Below are 18,297 nucleotides of genomic sequence, written 5' to 3' on the forward strand. Positions count from 1 at the left end.
AATTATATTTGATCTTTGCATACAATTCATGTGAATTTAGATAAATTTCAAAATGAGTTGGTTTGTATTTGTAAACAGCGTGTAATATTTGATGTTGTTGGAGATATAGAATGCGATTGGGGTTCTCACACTGTAATTCAATGTCCTAAATGTGAGGAACTTTTTTCAGTGGATAAACCATGCCAGGCATTCAAAAGTATTGAAGATTTGCTGAAAATTAATGATGTCTTTTATTCTCAAGAAGAATTACTCGAATACATGTCAAGTTCACATACTTGTTAATATCACTAATTTTCTACTAGTTAAGATGTATTCTTGATGTAATGTGTAAATTAATGAAATTATGAATCAATTTATCTTTAATCTGATTTTAAATTACTCGTTTGCTATCCAAATAATAGTACTAAACCAACAACTAATGCTGCTACTGAAATACCCATCCAGACATAAAATTTCTTTAACACATAGTTTTCCAGTATCATCTAAAATTAATAGGTTTGAAATCGCATCATTGTTTACAGTTGATTATATCGTGTATGAAATCAACTTTGAGCAAATTATTTAACAAGTATTTCTCATGGTTTTCATGAGCAAGACCTCAAACAAATCTAAAAAAAGAGCAAAAAGTACAGACAATACCTAGTTTAATGATGAATTATTTACAAAATAATTTTCTTTTAAATTAAACATTTGTAATAATGAAAGCAAGCAAGTTTGATGTCTTATTTCATCGACTCTTTGGGAGTTACAGACAGACATTAACCCGCAATCATCTTGCTTTCAATATTTCTAATGCCTAATGTTTCTAAAAATTCTTAAAATGAAACATGTCTTAAATTTTGATCAAAAAGGGTTAAAAAATTGATCCATTTTTTCAGCATAAACAAGATTTGAGATTTAATTAGATATTATCAGATACAATCTACAAAATAATCCAAAATACAATATTAAAGCTTAAAACCAATTTTTGTAAAGTGAACAAGATGCTCATCTCATGCAGAGGTATACAAAAAAACCACCATGTAATAGAATGCATGTTTCTTTACGAGGGTAACTGGGGAGATAGAAAATTAATTGAACATGAAAAGTTTCACAAATCACTTCAGAATAAAACTGATTTTTGGTTGGGTTTTGAAACATCTCAATTTTTTAAAATGAATAGTCGTTATGGAAAAAGAACATAGTCATTCTATTAAAAATACAACTAATTGTTAAAAGTGAACAAAAATATCATTATTTTCAAATACATCAAAATAATTTTATTCTCTTAGAAAATATCAACTGTTGTGAGTCAAAATCATGTATTAGAATGGAGTAAAAAAAAACTTCTCAAATGGTCTGATTTTAAGGCAGAATCAAATCCTGCTGCATTTGAAGACGCTCATAGTACAATTAAATATCGATTTACATGGGTAATAGATTCGGATAAAAATGGCAACCAAATTATGTTTCTAATTGATGACATTCGTGTTTTTGTAGAATTTCACTCTATTCTTTCATGGGTTAGGTCCTCTCAGTCTAATGATAGTTTATTAAAACATGAGCAAGGAATTTTTGATCTAGCCGAATTGGTTAAACGTGAAAATCTAAATGCATTACAAAATATTTTTTACGGAAAACAATTTCCCACAAGAGGCAGAAATGAACAACAACAAAAACAATTTGCAAAAGAAGATTCTGGTAAAATGATTGCACAGGAAGTTGAAAAACTTGAAAATATTTATAAAAAAAAATGTCAAGAGTATGTTGAACAAACGAATTTTGGACAAAATCAAGAAAAACAATCTGAGTATAATTTAATGTTTGAAAAATTAAGACAGTGATATTACCATTCAAAATAAATTGATTTTGCACAATCAAGTTAATGATATTATTTAATGAAGGATATGTATATTTTACCTAAATTCAAATTGTGTAAACTCTGAATTAAACTTATCATATTATTACAAATTGAATATACAAAAAGAGAAGTGTACTACAGTTAACGACATTTTGTAAGTATCTTGTAATTATTGAGATGTGTTGCCAATAACTTTGTCTTCTGGAATTGAATTAATGTAGTTTACCAAACTTCTATAATATTTTAAATGAAAATTTAGATCTTTAATTTCTGTTTGTCTTAATTCCTCAAGTTCTGGACCAAAGTCTATTTTGTCTGTATTAATGTGGTTTAACGTATTTTCATTAACTTCAATCATATGAAAAAGACTGTGAAGTACTTCTCCTTTTGTAAGACTTCTTTCACATGATTTTTTTAACAACACTTCTACCCAATCCATGATGATTTTGAATATAATCAATATATTCACCCCTGAATTTGATAAATTCTAACCTTAGCTCTAATTTTTTTTAGTCTATTATAAACAGATTATTTTTTTTCTGCCTTCTTTTTTCTATCCATGATTTCTTGGTTTCTTTCAATATCAGAATGCACCTCAACATGATCATAGAGTTGCTCCTTAGAATCAAATAGTTTCTCGCAATAGTAGCATTGATGCATTCCTATATTACGATCATCTTAGATAAATTACTTTTGGAATTTAAGTAAAATTTATTCTTAAAATATAAGATACGGTATTATTATATTCAAATTATACTTTTATTTCGTTTTGCCTGTTTGATAAAAGAGAGTTAGGATAAATCATCTTTGCCACATACAGTTTTTTTATTTAGAGTGACTTGGCCTGTATCAGAAGAGAATCAACGTACACAATTGTAGGTGTAGTACTATTTTCTAAAATGTAGTTTTGTTAATTATTTGCAGCAATAAGCTGATACCAAATAATGTAACAACACCTATTGCCAAATTTGCATAATTCATTATACTTGACATGACATTATTTTAAATTTTTGATATTAATCTAGTACGCTTAGATGTAATGTAATTTTAATAAGTTTCTACTTTAATCTCTGAATTACAAATAGGTATTTTCCCATTTTCTTTTCTAAAATCTTCAATTAACTGCAATTGACGTTCTTTTTGGTTATCTGTGAATTCTCTTTGATAGAATCGAGTTTTTTGTTTACATTCATTTTCTGAAAATTCGGTGTCCACATATTCGGTAAATGTTATTTCCATATTGTTTGTCTCTCCGATGAAGATCGGTTCTTTATTTCTATTATACAATACATAAACTCCAGAATGAGGTTTAACAAATTTGGCACTATCTAACCAAACTCTTAGCTTATCTTCCAATAATTCCATGTTTTTGTATGATCTATGACATATTAAAACTAGTTAGCAAAAATTATGATGTTATAAGCAGATCTATCCTTTTAATATTGGTTAGTAACTGGTAACATGGTCTTTTATTATTACTACAGCACTAAAAAAAGAGGATCAAGTGTTTTGATAATTTCACACATACAATCAAGATAGAATCTACAAAATCAAGAAGCAAGTATTCTGAAAAATTTTCTAAAATCAAACAATACTGTGACTTAAAAAGAATCCCAATTAGACGAATAGGTATATCAACTTATACATTCTTCAAATAAATATGCTGTGTTATGATCTGAATTAAATAATTCTAATTATTTGTTTTTGAGAATCTTGACATTATTTATTACCCATGTTTGTTTCTAAAAAGTAATGTCATTCAAGTGTCCTGTATGTCAAATACAAGATCCAATGAGATACATTACAAAACAACATCTGGAACTTCATATCAACCATCGTCATCCCGATGTATCCAAATTGGTCGGTAAAGGAATACAATTTTAAAACTAATTAATTAATTTTTTTTATTCAGATATCCCAAACGTCAATGATGCCCTTCAAATATGCATAGTCGTTACAGATCCTACAGCATATAATATCATATTCAAACCCCTTGACCTATTTTCACAGATTGTTCATTTAAGTTAATGATTAAATATTCCTAACCAGCACTTGGATGTTTTGGCGTGTTGTTCATTATAAAACTGAGAGTTTTGTGTGAAGAAATCAAAATGCGGGGTTTTAATATTGATAATAAACAAGTGAAATCCTGTCTCTTTTAGAAAATTTTCCCGATCAATTTACTCCACGAGAAATTCAAAAAGAGATCATTTCTAAAATGGAATCTAACTTAAAATCAGGTTTTAAAAAAATCATTCTTTGTGCACCAACAGGGGTAGGTAAATCTCTTGTTGGTGCTACCATTTCAAGATATTTTGATAGTTCTTTTACTATTACGGCGTCAAAACATCTTCAAGATCAGTATATCAAAGATACCCCATTTCTAAAACCCATTAAGGGAAAACAAAATTTCCCATGCCCTAAACTCATGTCTTCAGAGAAAGTAGAAAATATGGTTAGAGCAATGCGATGGGGATTGACATGCGATAAGGGAGTATGTCAAGAAAGAGTAAACAAAAATGGTAAAGAAGTCTTCGAGGTCTGTAAATTCAAGCCTACAATAAAACAAGTTGAAGAAAACACATATGATTCACAATGCTGCCCTTATTATCTACAGAAATATCAAGCTCTTACCTCAAAACACTCCCTTTGGAATTACCATGCATTTTTCACCATTATGAAATTTAACAAAAAATTGTTTGCAGATTATCTAGATAGAAAAGTCACTGTTTTTGATGAGGCTCATAAAATTGAAGACCAGATAATCCAATTTGTGGGGTTTGACATCTTTAGTGGACAAGTAGATGAATGTAATCTTAATACAAAGAAGTATGATTTTACAGATTTAGATTCTGTAATACAGCTAACTGATGACATGGCATATTCGTATGCAAATAAAATCAAAGATATTAAAGAAAGTCCTGCTTTTCAAAAAGAACCAGATTATGAATTAATTGCAGGGTTAGAACGGCGATATAATAGAACTGCACAAGCTAAAATAGACATTCTTACAGACAAAGAAAATTTTGTTGTAAATGATCCAGTTAAAGATTTTAATGGAAATTTCAAGACTATTTCTGTAAAACCAATAGATGTTTCAAAATTTGCAGAGTCATTTTTTGAAACTGAATACCAATTATTTATGTCTGCAACAATAGATAAATCAAGTTTCTGTGAAAATATGGGTCTAAAAAAAGAGGACGTCGCATTTGTTGACACTGCAAAATCTCCATTCCCTATTGAGCATAGAAAAATTGATCTTCTTAATATCAGACGATTAAGTTATGGTTCAACTGAGGAGGATGAGATCGAGGTGATTAAAACAATTGACAGAATTTTAGATGAGCATTCCACTGAGCGGGGATTAATATTGACATCATCTATTCCAAGGTGTCAGAAAATAATTCGTTATCTGTCTCCTAAAAATACTAAAAGAATTAGAATCTGTCATAGCAGAAACAAAGATGGAAAAACACAAGATGATATAATTACCGAACATGCATCCGATCCTACAGGAGTACTACTTTCATCCTCATTATGGGAAGGAGTAGATTTGAAAGATGATTTATCCAGGTTTCAGATTATAGCAAAAGTTCCATATCCAAATTATACCGAAAGGAGAACCAAAGCAAAAATGAACAAATTTCCTTTGTGGTATACATCTCAAACCCTCACAAAATTGTTACAAGGATTTGGCCGCTCAATTAGGAGTGAAAATGATTGGGCAAGAACATATGTCCTTGATACTGCTGCAAATAATGTTTTTTTTAAAGCACAGCAAATGATTCCAAATGCATACTATGATGTTTTAGGAATGGAGAATCTGTAGACAGCACTAATTTGATAAAATATGGTTTTACTTTTTCTTCCTACCATCTCTGATGATTTTTCTGATCGTTGATCTATAAACATTATAAACACATTGATCATTATTCTGAAAATATTCAAAATCCTTTAATTGATTGTGAGTATACTTTGATACATTACTCCAAAAATCAGACTGTATTTAGTAACAAAAAACAAACATTATTTTCTAAATGATGGTTTTATCAAAAACAGGTTTAATTCTCTTATACAACATATGTTACAGAATTGGTGTTGTAATAGCACCTTGTGCAGCAGAGCCCACTAGGGATGCATATTTAGCAAGTGCTCCTGTGGTGTAATTTGGTTTGGGTTTACTCCATTGTTTTCTTCTAATTTCTAACTCGTCTTCAGATACATGGAGATCAATAGTATTAGTCTCTGTATCTATTGTGATTTCATCATCATTTTTTACCAATGCGATTGGGCCCCCAACATAAGCTTCTGGTGCAACATGACCCACCATAAATCCACGTGTTCCTCCAGAAAATCTCCCATCAGTTACCATTGCTACTTTTTTCCCTAATCCCTGTCCTACAAGTGCAGCAGTTGTTGCTAGCATCTCTCTCATTCCAGGACCACCTTTTGGCCCTTCATATCGGATTACTACCACATGACCTTCATCTATCTCTCCTTTTGCAACAGCGTCAAATGCATATTCTTCTCTATCAAACACACGTGCCTTTCCAGTAAATCTTGTCATCTCTACCCCTGCAGTCTTGATTACTGCTCCTTCCGGAGCTAAACTTCCTTTCAAAATTACGGCAGTTCCTACTTTATGAAGAGGATTTTCAATGGATCTGACAATGTGTTGCTCAGTATCTTGTATCTTAATAGACAAAAGATTTTCTTTGATTGATTTCCCTGTAACTGTCATACAGTTTTCATTAAGCAATCCCTTCTCAAGTAATTTCTTTAAAACAAAGGGTATCCCTCCAATCTTGTCAAGGGAATTCATCACATAATTTCCACCTGGTTTCATATCTGCTAAATGAGGTGTTTTCTTTCTAATCCTTTCAAAATCATCATAACTCAAATTGATATTTACTTCATTTGCAAGTGCAAGCAAATGTAAAATCCCATTAGTCGATCCTCCTACAGAATTTAACATCGTGATTGCATTTTCAAATGCTTCAAAACTCAAAATTTCTTTAGGTCTAATGTTCATCTCCAATAGTTTGGCACACGCAACTCCTGTATCATATACCATCTTGTCTCGTCTGTCATCTTCTGCAGGAGGACTGGCGCTTCCGGGTAGTGCAAGTCCTATAGCCTCAGAAATTGATGCCATTGTATTTGCGGTGAACATGCCCCCACAAGAACCTGAACTTGGGCATGCAGTATTCTCAATATTTTTTAATGATTCAAGTGATAATTGTCCAGAGTCATATGCACCTACTGCTTCATATACATCCACAATTGTTAATTCCTGTCCATCTAGCATTCCTGGCATAATGGTTCCACCATAGACAAACACTGATGGTACATTTAGTCGGGCCATTGCCATCATGGTACCAGGTAAACTTTTGTCACATCCCGCAATACCTACTAGTGCATCATATTGATGTGCTCTGACCATTAATTCAATTGAATCTGCAATAACCTCACGAGATACAAGTGATGATTTCATTCCTTCATGTCCCATTGCAATTCCATCACTTACTGCTATTGTTGAAAATTCTCTTGGTGTTGCCCCTGTATCAGATACTCCTTGTTTAGCTTTGAGAGCTAATCTTGGCAGATGAATATTACACGGTGTGGCTTCATTTCCGGTATGACATACGCCGATAAATTGTTTAGATAAATCATCATCATCAAGCCCCATAGCTTTGTACATTGCTCTTTGTGGTGCTCGCGATGTCCCTTCTACGACATTTTTGCTAGAAATTTCCATGACATGTAAATTCCAGATTGCTATAATTTAGACTTTATTGAAATTGTAATAGTTTTCTTTTAGCATGAATAAGATAATATGATCATTAGTGGGGAAGAGTTATTTATATCGTTAAAAGTACATACAAAAAAAATTAAAAAACTAGAATTTGGTTCTTGTAAAACCAAGTATATGATGAAGACTCATTCAAGGAGTCTAAAAAGAAACCAAATGATACAACAGAATTAAATCCAATCATCCAATTAAATTTCGTTTGTTGATTTGACCTTTATTTAGTGGAGAATTCAATTAACTCTAATGCATTCAAATAGTTCCGCAAAAGACATGGCAAAAAAAGGACTAGACAATTTACTTTCAAACAAAAGCCAAAATATAGTAGATGTTATGTTGGGACGAGAGAATACACAGACAGTAAGCTCGGATATGCTTGTAGAGGAAGTCCAGAAAAGAGTATGGAATGCACTCAAACAAGATCAACAGTACTCTGATGTTATCACTGATTCTGATAGATTTCTTCGCGATAATGTTTTTTCTAGTACAACAATGATTGTAATGTATGTGGATCTGGTAGGCTCCACACAGATGGTCATGGACCTTCCACAAAAACAATTGGCCATGATAGTAAGCTCATTTGCTCAGGAAATGGGATATGTTATAAAACAACATAATGGGTATATTCTAAAATACGTAGGAGATGCAGTAATAGGTTACTTTGCAGAAAAAGGAAGTGTTGCCAACATTGCAGACAGTTCAGTTAGTTGTGCAGAATCAATGCTTAAAGTAGTAAAAACAGGAATTAATCCAGTTTTACAGCAATATGACTACCCTGATCTTGCCATAAAAATTGGAATTGATTTTGGGGAGAACACAATCATTCGTTATGGGGATAATGAGGAAGAATCACACGTTGATCTCCTTGGACCTTCAATGAACATGGCGGCTAAAATACAGGGTCATGCTCAACCAGACCAGATTCTAATAGGAGATCAAGTTTACAAAAAACTAGACTCTGCCATACAGGAATATTTTGAGCAAGTCAAATGGAAAGATAGTATCTGGAATTATAGAAATAAAGTTACTGGAAAAATATATCCAGTTTATGCATATGTTGGGAAATAGATGGTGAGTGATTTTGTCGCTTACAAAAATACCTAGCACACAAGAACTGCGAGAAATAATTATTGAATTATTAAAAAAAGAAAACTTAGATGATGCATGTTACGTTGACATGCTAAACTATGCATTGGGATTATTTAATGAACAGAATCTAAAGAACAGGTATTATGGATACCACAATACTAGTCACGAGATGATAGTAACTTATAACACTCTTTTGGCATCAAGAGGAAAGGAATTTCATGGTACAGTGTCTAAAGAGGACTTTAAGCATCTGTTCACAGCATCACTGTTTCATGATTATGAACCAGGCAAAATAGAAGATAAACCTCATGAAGAGAGTGCAGCAAATTTTGTGACTCAAGATAAGAAACTCTTGAATTTGTTCAAAGAATCTGAAATTGATTCTCATCTTGTAGCATCATTAATCTTGCGAACATCCTATCCATGGAGTTTAAAAAAATCAGAGTATGAGCCCTTGATATTAAGCCATTTTGTACAATCAAAATATGCCCATAATAAAACAATGCAGGAACACTATGCCAATCTAGGATGGTTCATGTCGGTTGCGGACAGAATAGGTGCATACGCACTAGGAGATTTTTTGGATGCGATGGAACTTGCAAAAAAGAATGCACATTCGCTGGGATGGGGTTCTGAATACATAATACAAAGAAGCGTAACATACTTTGAGACACTGCTAAACGAAGAACAGGAGATGACAGATAAGGTGATGCGCTCAATTCCAAAATCAATGCGCAAGACATTCATGAATAATGTTTTGGGATTTTTCAAACTTCGTGAAAAAGAACTAGAGGTACGAGCATCAATAGTATATGATGAAATTAAATTAACAACAAATTTGGAAAAATGTGAATTTGATGACGAACAGGCAAACAGTTTGTTTGATATCTATGACGAACTTCCAGATCCTCTTCAGTTTAAGAAAAAAACATTCTTTGAATCCCTTAAAGATCCAGAAACCATTCTAATTACATTGAGACTAGGATCCAATACTGGAGAGATATTGGGGTTTGCCAAAGGTGGGCCACTGGAGGGTTATGGGCTTCCAGATAGCATCAATGATACGAATTATGGAAAATCCAATACTGTTTTTTTGGAACCATTAGCACTAAAGATGGGATATTGGGGTCAGGGTGGAGGCTCACAAATGAGACAACACTTCAGGAAGATTGCAAAAGAAAAAGGCTATGATTTTCTAACCAGCTTACAATTGCGTGAGGTCATACAAAGAAGAATAGAAAGAAATGACAGTATAGAGTTTGTCCAGCAACTTAATCCTGAAAAACTAGACTATTACAGGGTAATTCTTTGAGATTATTTTTAGATTTATAATAACCTCCCTCTTGATGACATAGACTTGTGACGTCTCTTAGTAGATTTATGATTCAATTTCTAACAAACATTGTTTATCGTGATGTGAGTTTTTGGTTCTGTAATGTCTAATGCTTTTTTTTAAATCCCTATTTAAAAAATTTTGATGAATTGTATGTAATTAGAATTTGCTTAAAATCCACCTACTTGTATTCTTCATCTTATTCAGATCCTTTTTTGAGATCAAGTTGATGTTCTTCTTAATTCATTTCTCCTTGTTCTAGTTTTATCCATTTCTCTTCTAGTTCTTTGGAGGCTTTTTAGATATGAGTTAGTATTCAGTATAGGTATATGAATACTGGATCTAATTTACAAAATTGACCGCTTCTAATGTAGTGGTATAACATGAAGATATATCCAATGTGATGAAAAAACAAGATACTCACATCGGAATTATTTTTATCCTTTGTAATTTAGACTCATCCAAATACCAGTTCAATTGACATCAGAAATCCACAGTTACAATTGAAATGAAGAATATCAGTCATACAGATTGCCATTAATCCAGTTTCTATTTCATGTATGAATTTGGTTAACCACTATATTCTTAATCAATGCTCTTCACTGTATTACTCACACATCATCATACCCTTTTCAATCAATATTATTTTATAAAATAAAGACAAAGTAGTACTTTATTATTAGTTAATTTACTTTAATTATTCCTTGACTTACTAGAAACTCTATTCCTTTAACAAAATCTCGTTCAGAAATTAAATCGTCTGACCACCATCCAGCGTTACTCTTAACCCAATCAGGGATTTTATTACTTTGATTAACTGTGTTTTGTTCTGTAATCTGGATTTTCATCAATCCCTCTTGAATTAAAAATTGAATTCCTTCGATGAATGAATTATCATCTATTTGACCATCAGACCACCATTTTGCATTGTTTTTTATCCATGTTGGAATAGGGATGATTTTTTCCTCTTGTGTTACAGATTTCGATATTATACTAAAATCAGATACCGATGTCAAAAACTTTTCAAAGTTTTTAGAACCTTGTCCTGTTAAGATTAATTTTAATTGAAATTTGCCATCGGAAGGAATTATGATACTCTCTGTGGCAATTCCATTTGGAGCTAAAATACCAATATGTGTTTCAGTGCTACCAACATTTGACCAAATCTCTTTTCCAGAAGAATCTGTGATACTATATGCAAATAGTATATCTTTTGCGGGATTGGTATTTACATCAAAAAATGAAAATGTGAATGATGTTTTTTCACCTGCCCTTAACTTTGAATCCCATAACACTTTTGCAGTGAAGTCATTCTCAAATGTAAAATCAAGATGATTAAATTCTATTTTTTCTCCAGAAAAAATCTCAACGTTTATTGTGTCTTTTTTGTTTTCTGAACCTAGATTACTTTCTATTAATACAAGTTCTTCATGTGAAATATTTATTCTGATAATGTTTTCATCAGGGAGGGAAGTATCAAATTCAAAGGAACTGTCGTGTAATTTTATTCCTTCAACAAATACATTTACACCATACCCTTGTTTAAAAGTTAAAAAATCTTTTTCCATAGATATTATTTGAGTGTTGCCAGAATCATGTTGTTGGTCATACTCATTATGATATGGTATTTCATATTCAATTTTTTTTAATGACTCATCATAATTAAAATTAGAGATTTTGTTGTAAGATTTTATCGATATTGGGAATTCTTGAGCATTAGCTGTTTTGATCAGAAATGTTTCTTTTTGAGGAATGTGTAAAAAAGTCTCAAAAAGTAAATCCTTAACAGTCATTGTTTTTGGATTTGTTGCACCAACAATGGAGACTTTTACATTATATTCACCGCTTTTGTTAAAAACAGGCCCCTGAATTACAGGGATTGAGTCTCCTCGTGCATAATAGGCACCAGCTATAGCATGTTTTTCACCAAAATATTTTGTACATTTCCAAAGATTTTGCTCTTTACATCCTGTTGTAGGTCTAATATCTAAATCGAGTTTTCCATCATCATCAAAAAAGTATTCATTGGCAACCAAATTATTTTCTTGGAAAATTTGAACGCGATATGTAACACTTTTTATGTTGGCATTAGTATCACTATCAAAAAATCTAATTGATAGGTTTGCGTTTTTGGTTTCATTATAGTTAAAATCTGCAGGTGATAGAATCGTACTTAGTGACACTTTTAGTCCATCTAGATCAATTGGTGGTGAAAGTGCCCCTGAATGATGCTGTGCATATGATGGAGAAAATGAGATAACAAATAGTGCCGCAAATATTATCAACATCCATTTTGGAATCATGACTTTAGATGTATTGAGGACATTAAAAACATTATAATCATTTTGTTCTATTTAGATAGTCTAGGCAAAACTAGAATTGAGATGTATTTCATACAGGTAAACGGAATATAATTGAATTTACAACCTGGACAGCGTCTAATTTCAGGTTTAATAAAATAACGAATTAATTTTATTAAAATTAAATTGGAGTGTTTTTTTTTGATTTAATATAGATAATATTTATTTTCAATTTACAAGCCAAAATCAATTAAAACAAAAGTCTGCTATGAAAGGACATCATAATAAACTACTTGATAGTTTGACGTAAAGATATAATTGATCGTAAGATTAGACCAGATATCCCCAAATTAGATTTAAGAAATTCGCTTACCCTCAAAAGGTAAAGCTCCCCTCTAAAACCTTCATCATAAATCATTTCAACAGAGCCTTTATCGGTATCAACAAATGAGGTAATTAATGAATACTGCCCAAGTTTTGCATCAGTTCTTTCAAGATACAGACGTAATTCAACTTTAGATATTATAAAATCATCTTGTGTGAAATTTCCTGAAGAGAATAAAATTTGAACGTCATCAGGAGTTTTATCAACTCTAGTAGGATCATGAAGATCAATTTTATGCATCAGATGTCATGCATCGTCATTGTTAATTAAGTGATATTTGTACGAAAATTTTCATCATCCATTGCATATTAAAGAGTATTTGCGATAGTATTATTTACCGTGAAAAATTATTTTGTAAATATGGACCCACATAGATTTCATGGTAAAGACATACCTCACATAAAACTAGATCCAAAAATGACCATAGAAGATTTAGTGGATGTGTTTGCAAGTTCAGGGTATAACGGTAGACAGCTTGGAGATGCAGCTAAACTTTATGCAAAAATGATTGAGGATGATGCAATAATTTGTCTTACTGTTTCTGGAGCAATGACACCAGTAGGGTTTGGTGGAATAATCAAAACACTAATCGAACGTGGGTTTATAGATTGGATTGTAACCACAGGTGCCAACGTATACCATGAAGATCATTTTGCATGGGGGTTACCTGTCAAACAAGGAAGTTTTGACGTAGATGATATGAAATTGTATGAAAATGAGATTGTTAGAATTAGGGATGTCTACATCAAATTTAAAGAAACGTTGGAAGCTGAAGACATGTTAATTCAAAATATGTTTGGAGAAGATTTTCCAGATAGACCATTTACCACAGCAGAATTTTGCAATAGGATGGGAAAGATTAGTAAAGAAAAGGCAAAATATCCCGAAAAAAGTTTCATTACGACAGCTTACGAGTATGATGTTCCAGTGTACATCTCAACAATAAAAGATTCATCACTTGCACTAAATTTAGCTGTTCATAGACTAAAAGGCAAAATATACAATCTTGACTTTGTTAGAGAGATAATTGAACAAGCAGCAATCCTATATGGTTCAAAAAAATCAGGAATCTTAGAGCTTGGAGGAGGAGTTCCAAAAAATACAGCTCAACAAACAGGTCCGATGCTAGATCAAATTTTAAAAAGGAGTGATGGAGGTCAAGATTACATTATACAAATTACAGATGCACGACCAGATACAGGAGGCTTATCAGGTGCAACATTGCAAGAAGGTAAAAGCTGGGGTAAAGTGCAAGATGCACATCATGATATGGTGACAGTTTATGCAGATACAACAATTGCTTTTCCAATTCTTGCACTGTATGTTTTAAGTAATCAAAAAAAAAGAAAACCAAAACGACTCTACAAACAATTAGACAAACTATACGAAAAACTTAGTGATGATTATTTTAAAAATCCTGCAAACAAAGTAAAGAAGTTAAAAAAGAAAAATTAAAATTTGTCATATCTTGCGCGTTCTAGATCTCTATCGTCTTTAGATTCTTTTTTCCATTCTTTGTAATGTTCTTTGCAAAGAACAGTTTTTTTACCAGCAGAGTTTACCCGTAGTCCCGCATTTTCAACTTTAGTTGTGTTAAGAGAGCGGGCACCATCATGGTCACATCCCTCAACATTGCATTTTGCACCTTTTGATACAATGCCCATATAGTATAGTAATTAAGATGTTATTTATACTTGAAAATATTTTGTAAACTTTCATTTTAGTTTAGACCTAATTCATCAAATTGTTCATCGTTTATAAGAGGAATATTTTTTTCTTAATTTATGGCCGGAGGAAAGAAATCTACAACAGCGACCAAAGATAAATCTACAGGTACCAAAGATTCCAAAAAAAGTAAAAAGGATAAAGGAGAAAGTGGTGCAGCAAGAAAAGCAGAGATATCAGTCAAGGTTAATGAACAACAGGCAATGAAAATTATTCAAAACTCAAAAGTAGTTACAGTACAAGATCTTGCTAGACAAACAGGAGTCAAAATTTCAGCAGCAAATAAATTTCTAAAAGAATCCGCAATCAAAGGAACAGTAAAAAGAGTGGGCGGTTATTCAGGGCATCGTTTGTATCAAGCAGTCTCTTCATAAATACAAAAAACATCTCCAGATGTTACATTGTTTAATGCGTCTATGTTTTCGCCCAATTTTCCAATAGGAGTCATAGTTTTCCCAGGTGCAACATTGTTAGTAAAAAAACAGATACTCCCAGTAGAAGGTAAAAATGCCACATCACCTTTTTTGAATTCAGATCTTGATCTTTCAATTCCAGAATCAATATTTGTTTCAAAATAAAAAATACTATTTCCTAGCTGATGAGCATGCCCTTCTAAAGGTAACGATCTCATGATTATTCCAACAGTTCTTGGCGACAGATGACGTTTAAGATCACATAAAATTTTTGATTTTCCACGAATTTCCAAAACGAGTTGCTTTTTAGATACAGAAGATGTACTCAATTTGTACAATAAACTGATTAGATTATATAACGTTTTAAGAAAAATTTGTTACTTGTCGGGTACTGAAGAAGTTGAAGTGTTAGAAGTTCCTGAATCTGAAGAACTTTTGGATGAAGAACCAGAAGAGAATACGGGGCTAAACAAAGCGCTGGACACTTATCGGAAGTTAATTGAAAAAAAGGACGGTATTGAACCACTAAGTGAAAAAGAACAAAACAATCTTGAGAAAAGAATTAAAGAAATTGAAGGAAGAGAAGTCGTTGATAAAATTGAAGAGCATGAACCAATAGAAATTCCATGTGAGAATGGAAAGATTACAATTGGCCCTCCAACATTAACTAGATTTGAAAAAGCAAGAATTATGGGAGCAAGAGCATTACAATTATCATTAGGAGCGCCACCATTCATTTCAATTCCAAAAAGTGCAAGGATATCATTAGATATTGCAATGGAGGAGTTAGAACAAAGAGTTATTCCAATTACAATTAGAAGAATGTTGCCAAATGGCGATTATCAAAACATACCAATTGACTATTTCGATAGATGAATGAATCGTCGATAAAACTTAAAAGAACATAAAATTGCTAGTTATTGAACAATGCTCATGGAAGAATCAATTGAACCGTATGGTCAAGAGCAGACCACAAAGTCTGATGATACCATAATTACTATTGAAAATGATCCTGTAATGCAATCAGCTCTAGACATATTACCAATATTAGGAAAAAAAAATAAAGTGATTCTAAAATCAAGAGGAAATTTTATTCCAAATGCAGTAGCAGTAGCTAACATCATAACAGAAAAAATGTTACATGGAAATTCAAAAATTGAAAAAATTAACTTAGACACAATGGCTGCTGCAGGAATAGGTAATATGACATCAACAATTGAGATTATATTAATTAAAACCTAGTAAATATTTCCAGGGCCTTTTAGAAGCATATTTTCACATTCTTTACATACTTGTTCATCTATGTTTGATTCTAGGTTATGATGAATCTCACATATTAGCAAGCTTGATTTTATGTAATTACATAATCCAATGAATTTTGAAAGGTTTGACGGTGTATATGCCATATCTGATGAAAGACTATCACTTAACTCATCAATCATAATTGCTACTTGTTTTTCTGCTAATAGTTTTGCAATAAGAGACGGATCCCCTCTTGTCCCTCTAATGTAATTACTAATTGCAGCTTGTGTAACACCAAGCATTTTAGAAATTTCATCTTCTCTAATATTATGCTCTTCTGCAAGTTTTTTAGCTAAAATAGCTCGTAATGCTGGAATCAGAGTTTTGGATTCTATTTCAGCAGGAAGTAACATCAATTTTAAGAACTCTGTAAAGGATTTAAAGCTTCCAACAAAATGCCAAATTACTCAGACTTGTAATTAAGCATAGATATTTTAATTTCAAAAAAAAGTAAAAAAATATTGAATGGGTTTTCCAAAGATATCTACAAAACTTTAGAAGAATCCTGTGATTATTGTAAATCAAATTTAATTGCGTTATCAGGAGGACTAGATAGTACCATAATTGCATATTTTCTAAAAAACAGAAAGCCAAAAGCTGTTGCGGTAATTACAGAGGATTTTGTGTCAACTGATTTAACATATTGCCAAATGGTTTCAAAAGAAATGAGACTAGATTTGTCAATATATACTGTAAAGACAGAAGTTATTCTGGAAGCAATTGAAGAGACAATAAAGATCTTAGAGAATTTCAATGACATAGAGATTCGCAATAACGTTGTAATGTATCTTGCAATAAAATGGGCAAAAGATAATGGGGAAAGATCAATAATTACAGGCGATGGTGCTGATGAATTGTTTGCAGGATATAGTTTTCTGATTAACAAACCAGAAGAAGAATTAGAAACAGAGATTAAACGAGTATGTTCAGTAATGCATTTTCCCACACATGAAATTGGGAAAAAATTAGGAATAAACATAGAATCACCATTTCTAAATGAATCCGTAATTAAACTCGCAAATCAAATTTCTGCTAACCTCAAAGTAAGAGATGAAAATGGAAAAAGACATGGTAAGTGGATTTTACGTAAAACATTTGAACAATATATTCCGAAACAGATTGCATGGAGAGAGAAATCACCCATGCAAGACGGTTCTGGAACTGTAGGATTGACAAATTTGTTTGAATCAGTAATCAATGAAGAACTATTTGTGGAGAAGAAATTGACCATAGAAAATGCAGACGGAGTGATTATCAGAAGCAGAGAGTCAATGTACTACTATGAGATTTTTAGAAAACTTTTTGGTTCGCCAGTAGACAAACGATCTGAGGACATATGCCCATATTGTAAACATGATGTTGGAAAATCAAAGTTTTGCAGAATGTGCGGAGCTTTTCCAATTTAATTTTTTATTTTGTATTTTTTAGGTTTTTTGATAAAAATTCGTCTACACCCATTGCAACAAAAATAGAATTTCTTTCCATCATGATCATGAAGTAATGCCAATTCTTCATCAAGTTCAATTCCACAAACAGGATCTATTGGCATAAATTTGTCAATGTTAAATTCTATTTATACATTCAGCATGAAATATATGATTAAAATGATTGGTCTAACTGCACTCAAAGTAATTCTAGTATTGTAATAATCTAATTTAATAAATCAAAATGAAATATGTTAATTAAAAATATCCAAAACTGGAAATGGCTGTTTGGTTATGAATTGATTATTTCAAGGATTTTTTGAGGTAAAGTGGCATAATCACTATCAGGTTCGGCCACCACGTATAAAATATCATCATTTATTGGAACACTAATTGCAAGTGCACGTTCACGGGAAGCCATAGCAAAATTTACTAGGCCAAGCTGTTTATCAAACTCTTTTCTCATTTTTACACGCATTGCAAGTTCCATGAATATCATTTCGTCATCCCTTTCACTTTCTAATGGTTCTACATTTTCTCTCATCCCACCTGCTACAAGACGACCTCGTTCATTAATTACACCAGAAAATCTAATCTTAGGATCAACAGATAAAACAGAATTGCAGATTTTTGCATAATCATAAATCTTTGAAGGCATTTCTAATTCCTGTTAAATG

Annotated in this window: 21 protein-coding genes; 10 read left to right on the forward strand and 11 right to left on the reverse strand. The window is 32.0% G+C overall.

The features are described 5' to 3' along the window. Nucleotides 1-30 precede the first annotated feature (30 nt). Together OEM44_00835 and OEM44_00840 are read left to right on the forward strand one after the other, a co-directional pair. Nucleotides 31-282 carry a hypothetical protein gene (locus OEM44_00835; GenBank protein ID MDH3515344.1) on the forward strand — a complete coding sequence of 84 codons (252 nt, stop codon included), beginning with the start codon at nucleotides 31-33 and terminating at the stop codon, nucleotides 280-282. Nucleotides 283-1,286: 1,004 nt separating this feature from the next. Continuing rightward, nucleotides 1,287-1,823 carry a hypothetical protein gene (locus tag OEM44_00840; protein ID MDH3515345.1) on the forward strand — a complete coding sequence of 179 codons (537 nt, stop codon included), beginning with the start codon at nucleotides 1,287-1,289 and terminating at the stop codon, nucleotides 1,821-1,823. 186 nt (nucleotides 1,824-2,009) lie between these two features. Here OEM44_00840 and OEM44_00845 read toward each other — a convergent pair whose 3' ends face one another. The 3 genes from OEM44_00845 to OEM44_00855 all read right to left on the reverse strand — a co-directional run bounded on the left by OEM44_00845 (nucleotide 2,010) and on the right by OEM44_00855 (nucleotide 3,205). Further along, nucleotides 2,010-2,279 (reverse strand): hypothetical protein, encoded by a 270-nt coding sequence (locus OEM44_00845; GenBank protein ID MDH3515346.1) that lies wholly within the window; start codon nucleotides 2,277-2,279, stop codon nucleotides 2,010-2,012. Nucleotides 2,280-2,368: 89 nt separating this feature from the next. After that, on the reverse strand, nucleotides 2,369-2,500 hold the full coding sequence (locus OEM44_00850; protein ID MDH3515347.1) for a hypothetical protein: 132 nt from the start codon (nucleotides 2,498-2,500) through the stop codon (nucleotides 2,369-2,371). Between the two features lie 387 nt (nucleotides 2,501-2,887). After that, nucleotides 2,888-3,205: a hypothetical protein gene (locus OEM44_00855; GenBank protein ID MDH3515348.1), complete on the reverse strand. Its 318-nt coding sequence runs from the start codon at nucleotides 3,203-3,205 to the stop codon at nucleotides 2,888-2,890. A gap of 781 nt (nucleotides 3,206-3,986) precedes the next feature. Here OEM44_00855 and OEM44_00860 point away from each other — a divergent pair. Continuing rightward, the gene (locus tag OEM44_00860) at nucleotides 3,987-5,669 is read left to right on the forward strand and encodes a DEAD/DEAH box helicase family protein (protein MDH3515349.1); all 1,683 of its coding nucleotides are present in this window, start codon (nucleotides 3,987-3,989) and stop codon (nucleotides 5,667-5,669) included. Nucleotides 5,670-5,924: 255 nt separating this feature from the next. Here OEM44_00860 and ilvD read toward each other — a convergent pair whose 3' ends face one another. After that, nucleotides 5,925-7,598, reverse strand: a complete 1,674-nt coding sequence (ilvD, locus tag OEM44_00865) for a dihydroxy-acid dehydratase (GenBank protein ID MDH3515350.1) — start codon at nucleotides 7,596-7,598, stop codon at nucleotides 5,925-5,927. Between the two features lie 297 nt (nucleotides 7,599-7,895). Between ilvD and OEM44_00870 the strand changes: the two genes are divergently transcribed. After that, on the forward strand, nucleotides 7,896-8,717 hold the full coding sequence (locus OEM44_00870) for an adenylate/guanylate cyclase domain-containing protein (protein ID MDH3515351.1): 822 nt from the start codon (nucleotides 7,896-7,898) through the stop codon (nucleotides 8,715-8,717). A gap of 13 nt (nucleotides 8,718-8,730) precedes the next feature. Then, nucleotides 8,731-10,050 carry a hypothetical protein gene (locus tag OEM44_00875; protein MDH3515352.1) on the forward strand — a complete coding sequence of 440 codons (1,320 nt, stop codon included), beginning with the start codon at nucleotides 8,731-8,733 and terminating at the stop codon, nucleotides 10,048-10,050. A gap of 704 nt (nucleotides 10,051-10,754) precedes the next feature. On the opposite strand, the gene OEM44_00880 is transcribed toward OEM44_00875, so the two are convergent. Beyond that, on the reverse strand, nucleotides 10,755-12,374 hold the full coding sequence (locus tag OEM44_00880) for a hypothetical protein (protein ID MDH3515353.1): 1,620 nt from the start codon (nucleotides 12,372-12,374) through the stop codon (nucleotides 10,755-10,757). A 286-nt stretch (nucleotides 12,375-12,660) separates the two neighbouring features. Continuing rightward, complete coding sequence (locus OEM44_00885; protein ID MDH3515354.1) at nucleotides 12,661-12,996, reverse strand: hypothetical protein; 336 nt, start codon at nucleotides 12,994-12,996, stop codon at nucleotides 12,661-12,663. 120 nt (nucleotides 12,997-13,116) lie between these two features. Between OEM44_00885 and speY the strand changes: the two genes are divergently transcribed. Continuing rightward, complete coding sequence (gene speY, locus OEM44_00890; protein MDH3515355.1) at nucleotides 13,117-14,211, forward strand: deoxyhypusine synthase; 1,095 nt, start codon at nucleotides 13,117-13,119, stop codon at nucleotides 14,209-14,211. Here speY and OEM44_00895 read toward each other — a convergent pair. After that, nucleotides 14,208-14,420 carry a hypothetical protein gene (locus tag OEM44_00895; protein MDH3515356.1) on the reverse strand — a complete coding sequence of 71 codons (213 nt, stop codon included), beginning with the start codon at nucleotides 14,418-14,420 and terminating at the stop codon, nucleotides 14,208-14,210. The genes speY and OEM44_00895 overlap by 4 nt on opposite strands. A gap of 120 nt (nucleotides 14,421-14,540) precedes the next feature. On the opposite strand from OEM44_00895, the gene OEM44_00900 reads away from it, so the two are divergent. After that, nucleotides 14,541-14,855 carry a MarR family transcriptional regulator gene (locus OEM44_00900; GenBank protein ID MDH3515357.1) on the forward strand — a complete coding sequence of 105 codons (315 nt, stop codon included), beginning with the start codon at nucleotides 14,541-14,543 and terminating at the stop codon, nucleotides 14,853-14,855. Here the strand turns inward: OEM44_00900 and OEM44_00905 are convergent. Then, nucleotides 14,837-15,187: a cyclophilin-like fold protein gene (locus tag OEM44_00905; protein MDH3515358.1), complete on the reverse strand. Its 351-nt coding sequence runs from the start codon at nucleotides 15,185-15,187 to the stop codon at nucleotides 14,837-14,839. The two genes, OEM44_00900 and OEM44_00905, sit on opposite strands and share 19 nt — an antisense overlap. Before the next feature lie 88 nt (nucleotides 15,188-15,275). Between OEM44_00905 and OEM44_00910 the strand changes: the two genes are divergently transcribed. Continuing rightward, nucleotides 15,276-15,770 carry a DNA-directed RNA polymerase subunit K gene (locus OEM44_00910; protein ID MDH3515359.1) on the forward strand — a complete coding sequence of 165 codons (495 nt, stop codon included), beginning with the start codon at nucleotides 15,276-15,278 and terminating at the stop codon, nucleotides 15,768-15,770. Between the two features lie 51 nt (nucleotides 15,771-15,821). Continuing rightward, the gene (locus OEM44_00915; GenBank protein MDH3515360.1) at nucleotides 15,822-16,136 is read left to right on the forward strand and encodes a ribonuclease P subunit p25 family protein; all 315 of its coding nucleotides are present in this window, start codon (nucleotides 15,822-15,824) and stop codon (nucleotides 16,134-16,136) included. On the opposite strand, the gene OEM44_00920 is transcribed toward OEM44_00915, so the two are convergent. Further along, complete coding sequence (locus tag OEM44_00920; GenBank protein MDH3515361.1) at nucleotides 16,133-16,549, reverse strand: helix-turn-helix domain-containing protein; 417 nt, start codon at nucleotides 16,547-16,549, stop codon at nucleotides 16,133-16,135. The genes OEM44_00915 and OEM44_00920 overlap by 4 nt on opposite strands. Before the next feature lie 108 nt (nucleotides 16,550-16,657). Here OEM44_00920 and OEM44_00925 point away from each other — a divergent pair, with 108 nt between their 5' ends. Next, complete coding sequence (locus OEM44_00925) at nucleotides 16,658-17,602, forward strand: asparagine synthase-related protein (GenBank protein ID MDH3515362.1); 945 nt, start codon at nucleotides 16,658-16,660, stop codon at nucleotides 17,600-17,602. Here OEM44_00925 and OEM44_00930 read toward each other — a convergent pair. Together OEM44_00930 and OEM44_00935 are read right to left on the reverse strand one after the other, a co-directional pair. Next, the gene (locus tag OEM44_00930; GenBank protein ID MDH3515363.1) at nucleotides 17,599-17,745 is read right to left on the reverse strand and encodes a YHS domain-containing protein; all 147 of its coding nucleotides are present in this window, start codon (nucleotides 17,743-17,745) and stop codon (nucleotides 17,599-17,601) included. The genes OEM44_00925 and OEM44_00930 overlap by 4 nt on opposite strands. Before the next feature lie 167 nt (nucleotides 17,746-17,912). After that, entirely contained in the window at nucleotides 17,913-18,278 is a 366-nt protein-coding gene (locus OEM44_00935) for a hypothetical protein (GenBank protein ID MDH3515364.1), read from the reverse strand. Nucleotides 18,279-18,297 lie beyond the last annotated feature (19 nt).

It is taken from the genome of Nitrosopumilus sp. (genome assembly GCA_029862745.1).
GTDB lineage: Archaea > Thermoproteota > Nitrososphaeria > Nitrososphaerales > Nitrosopumilaceae > Nitrosopumilus.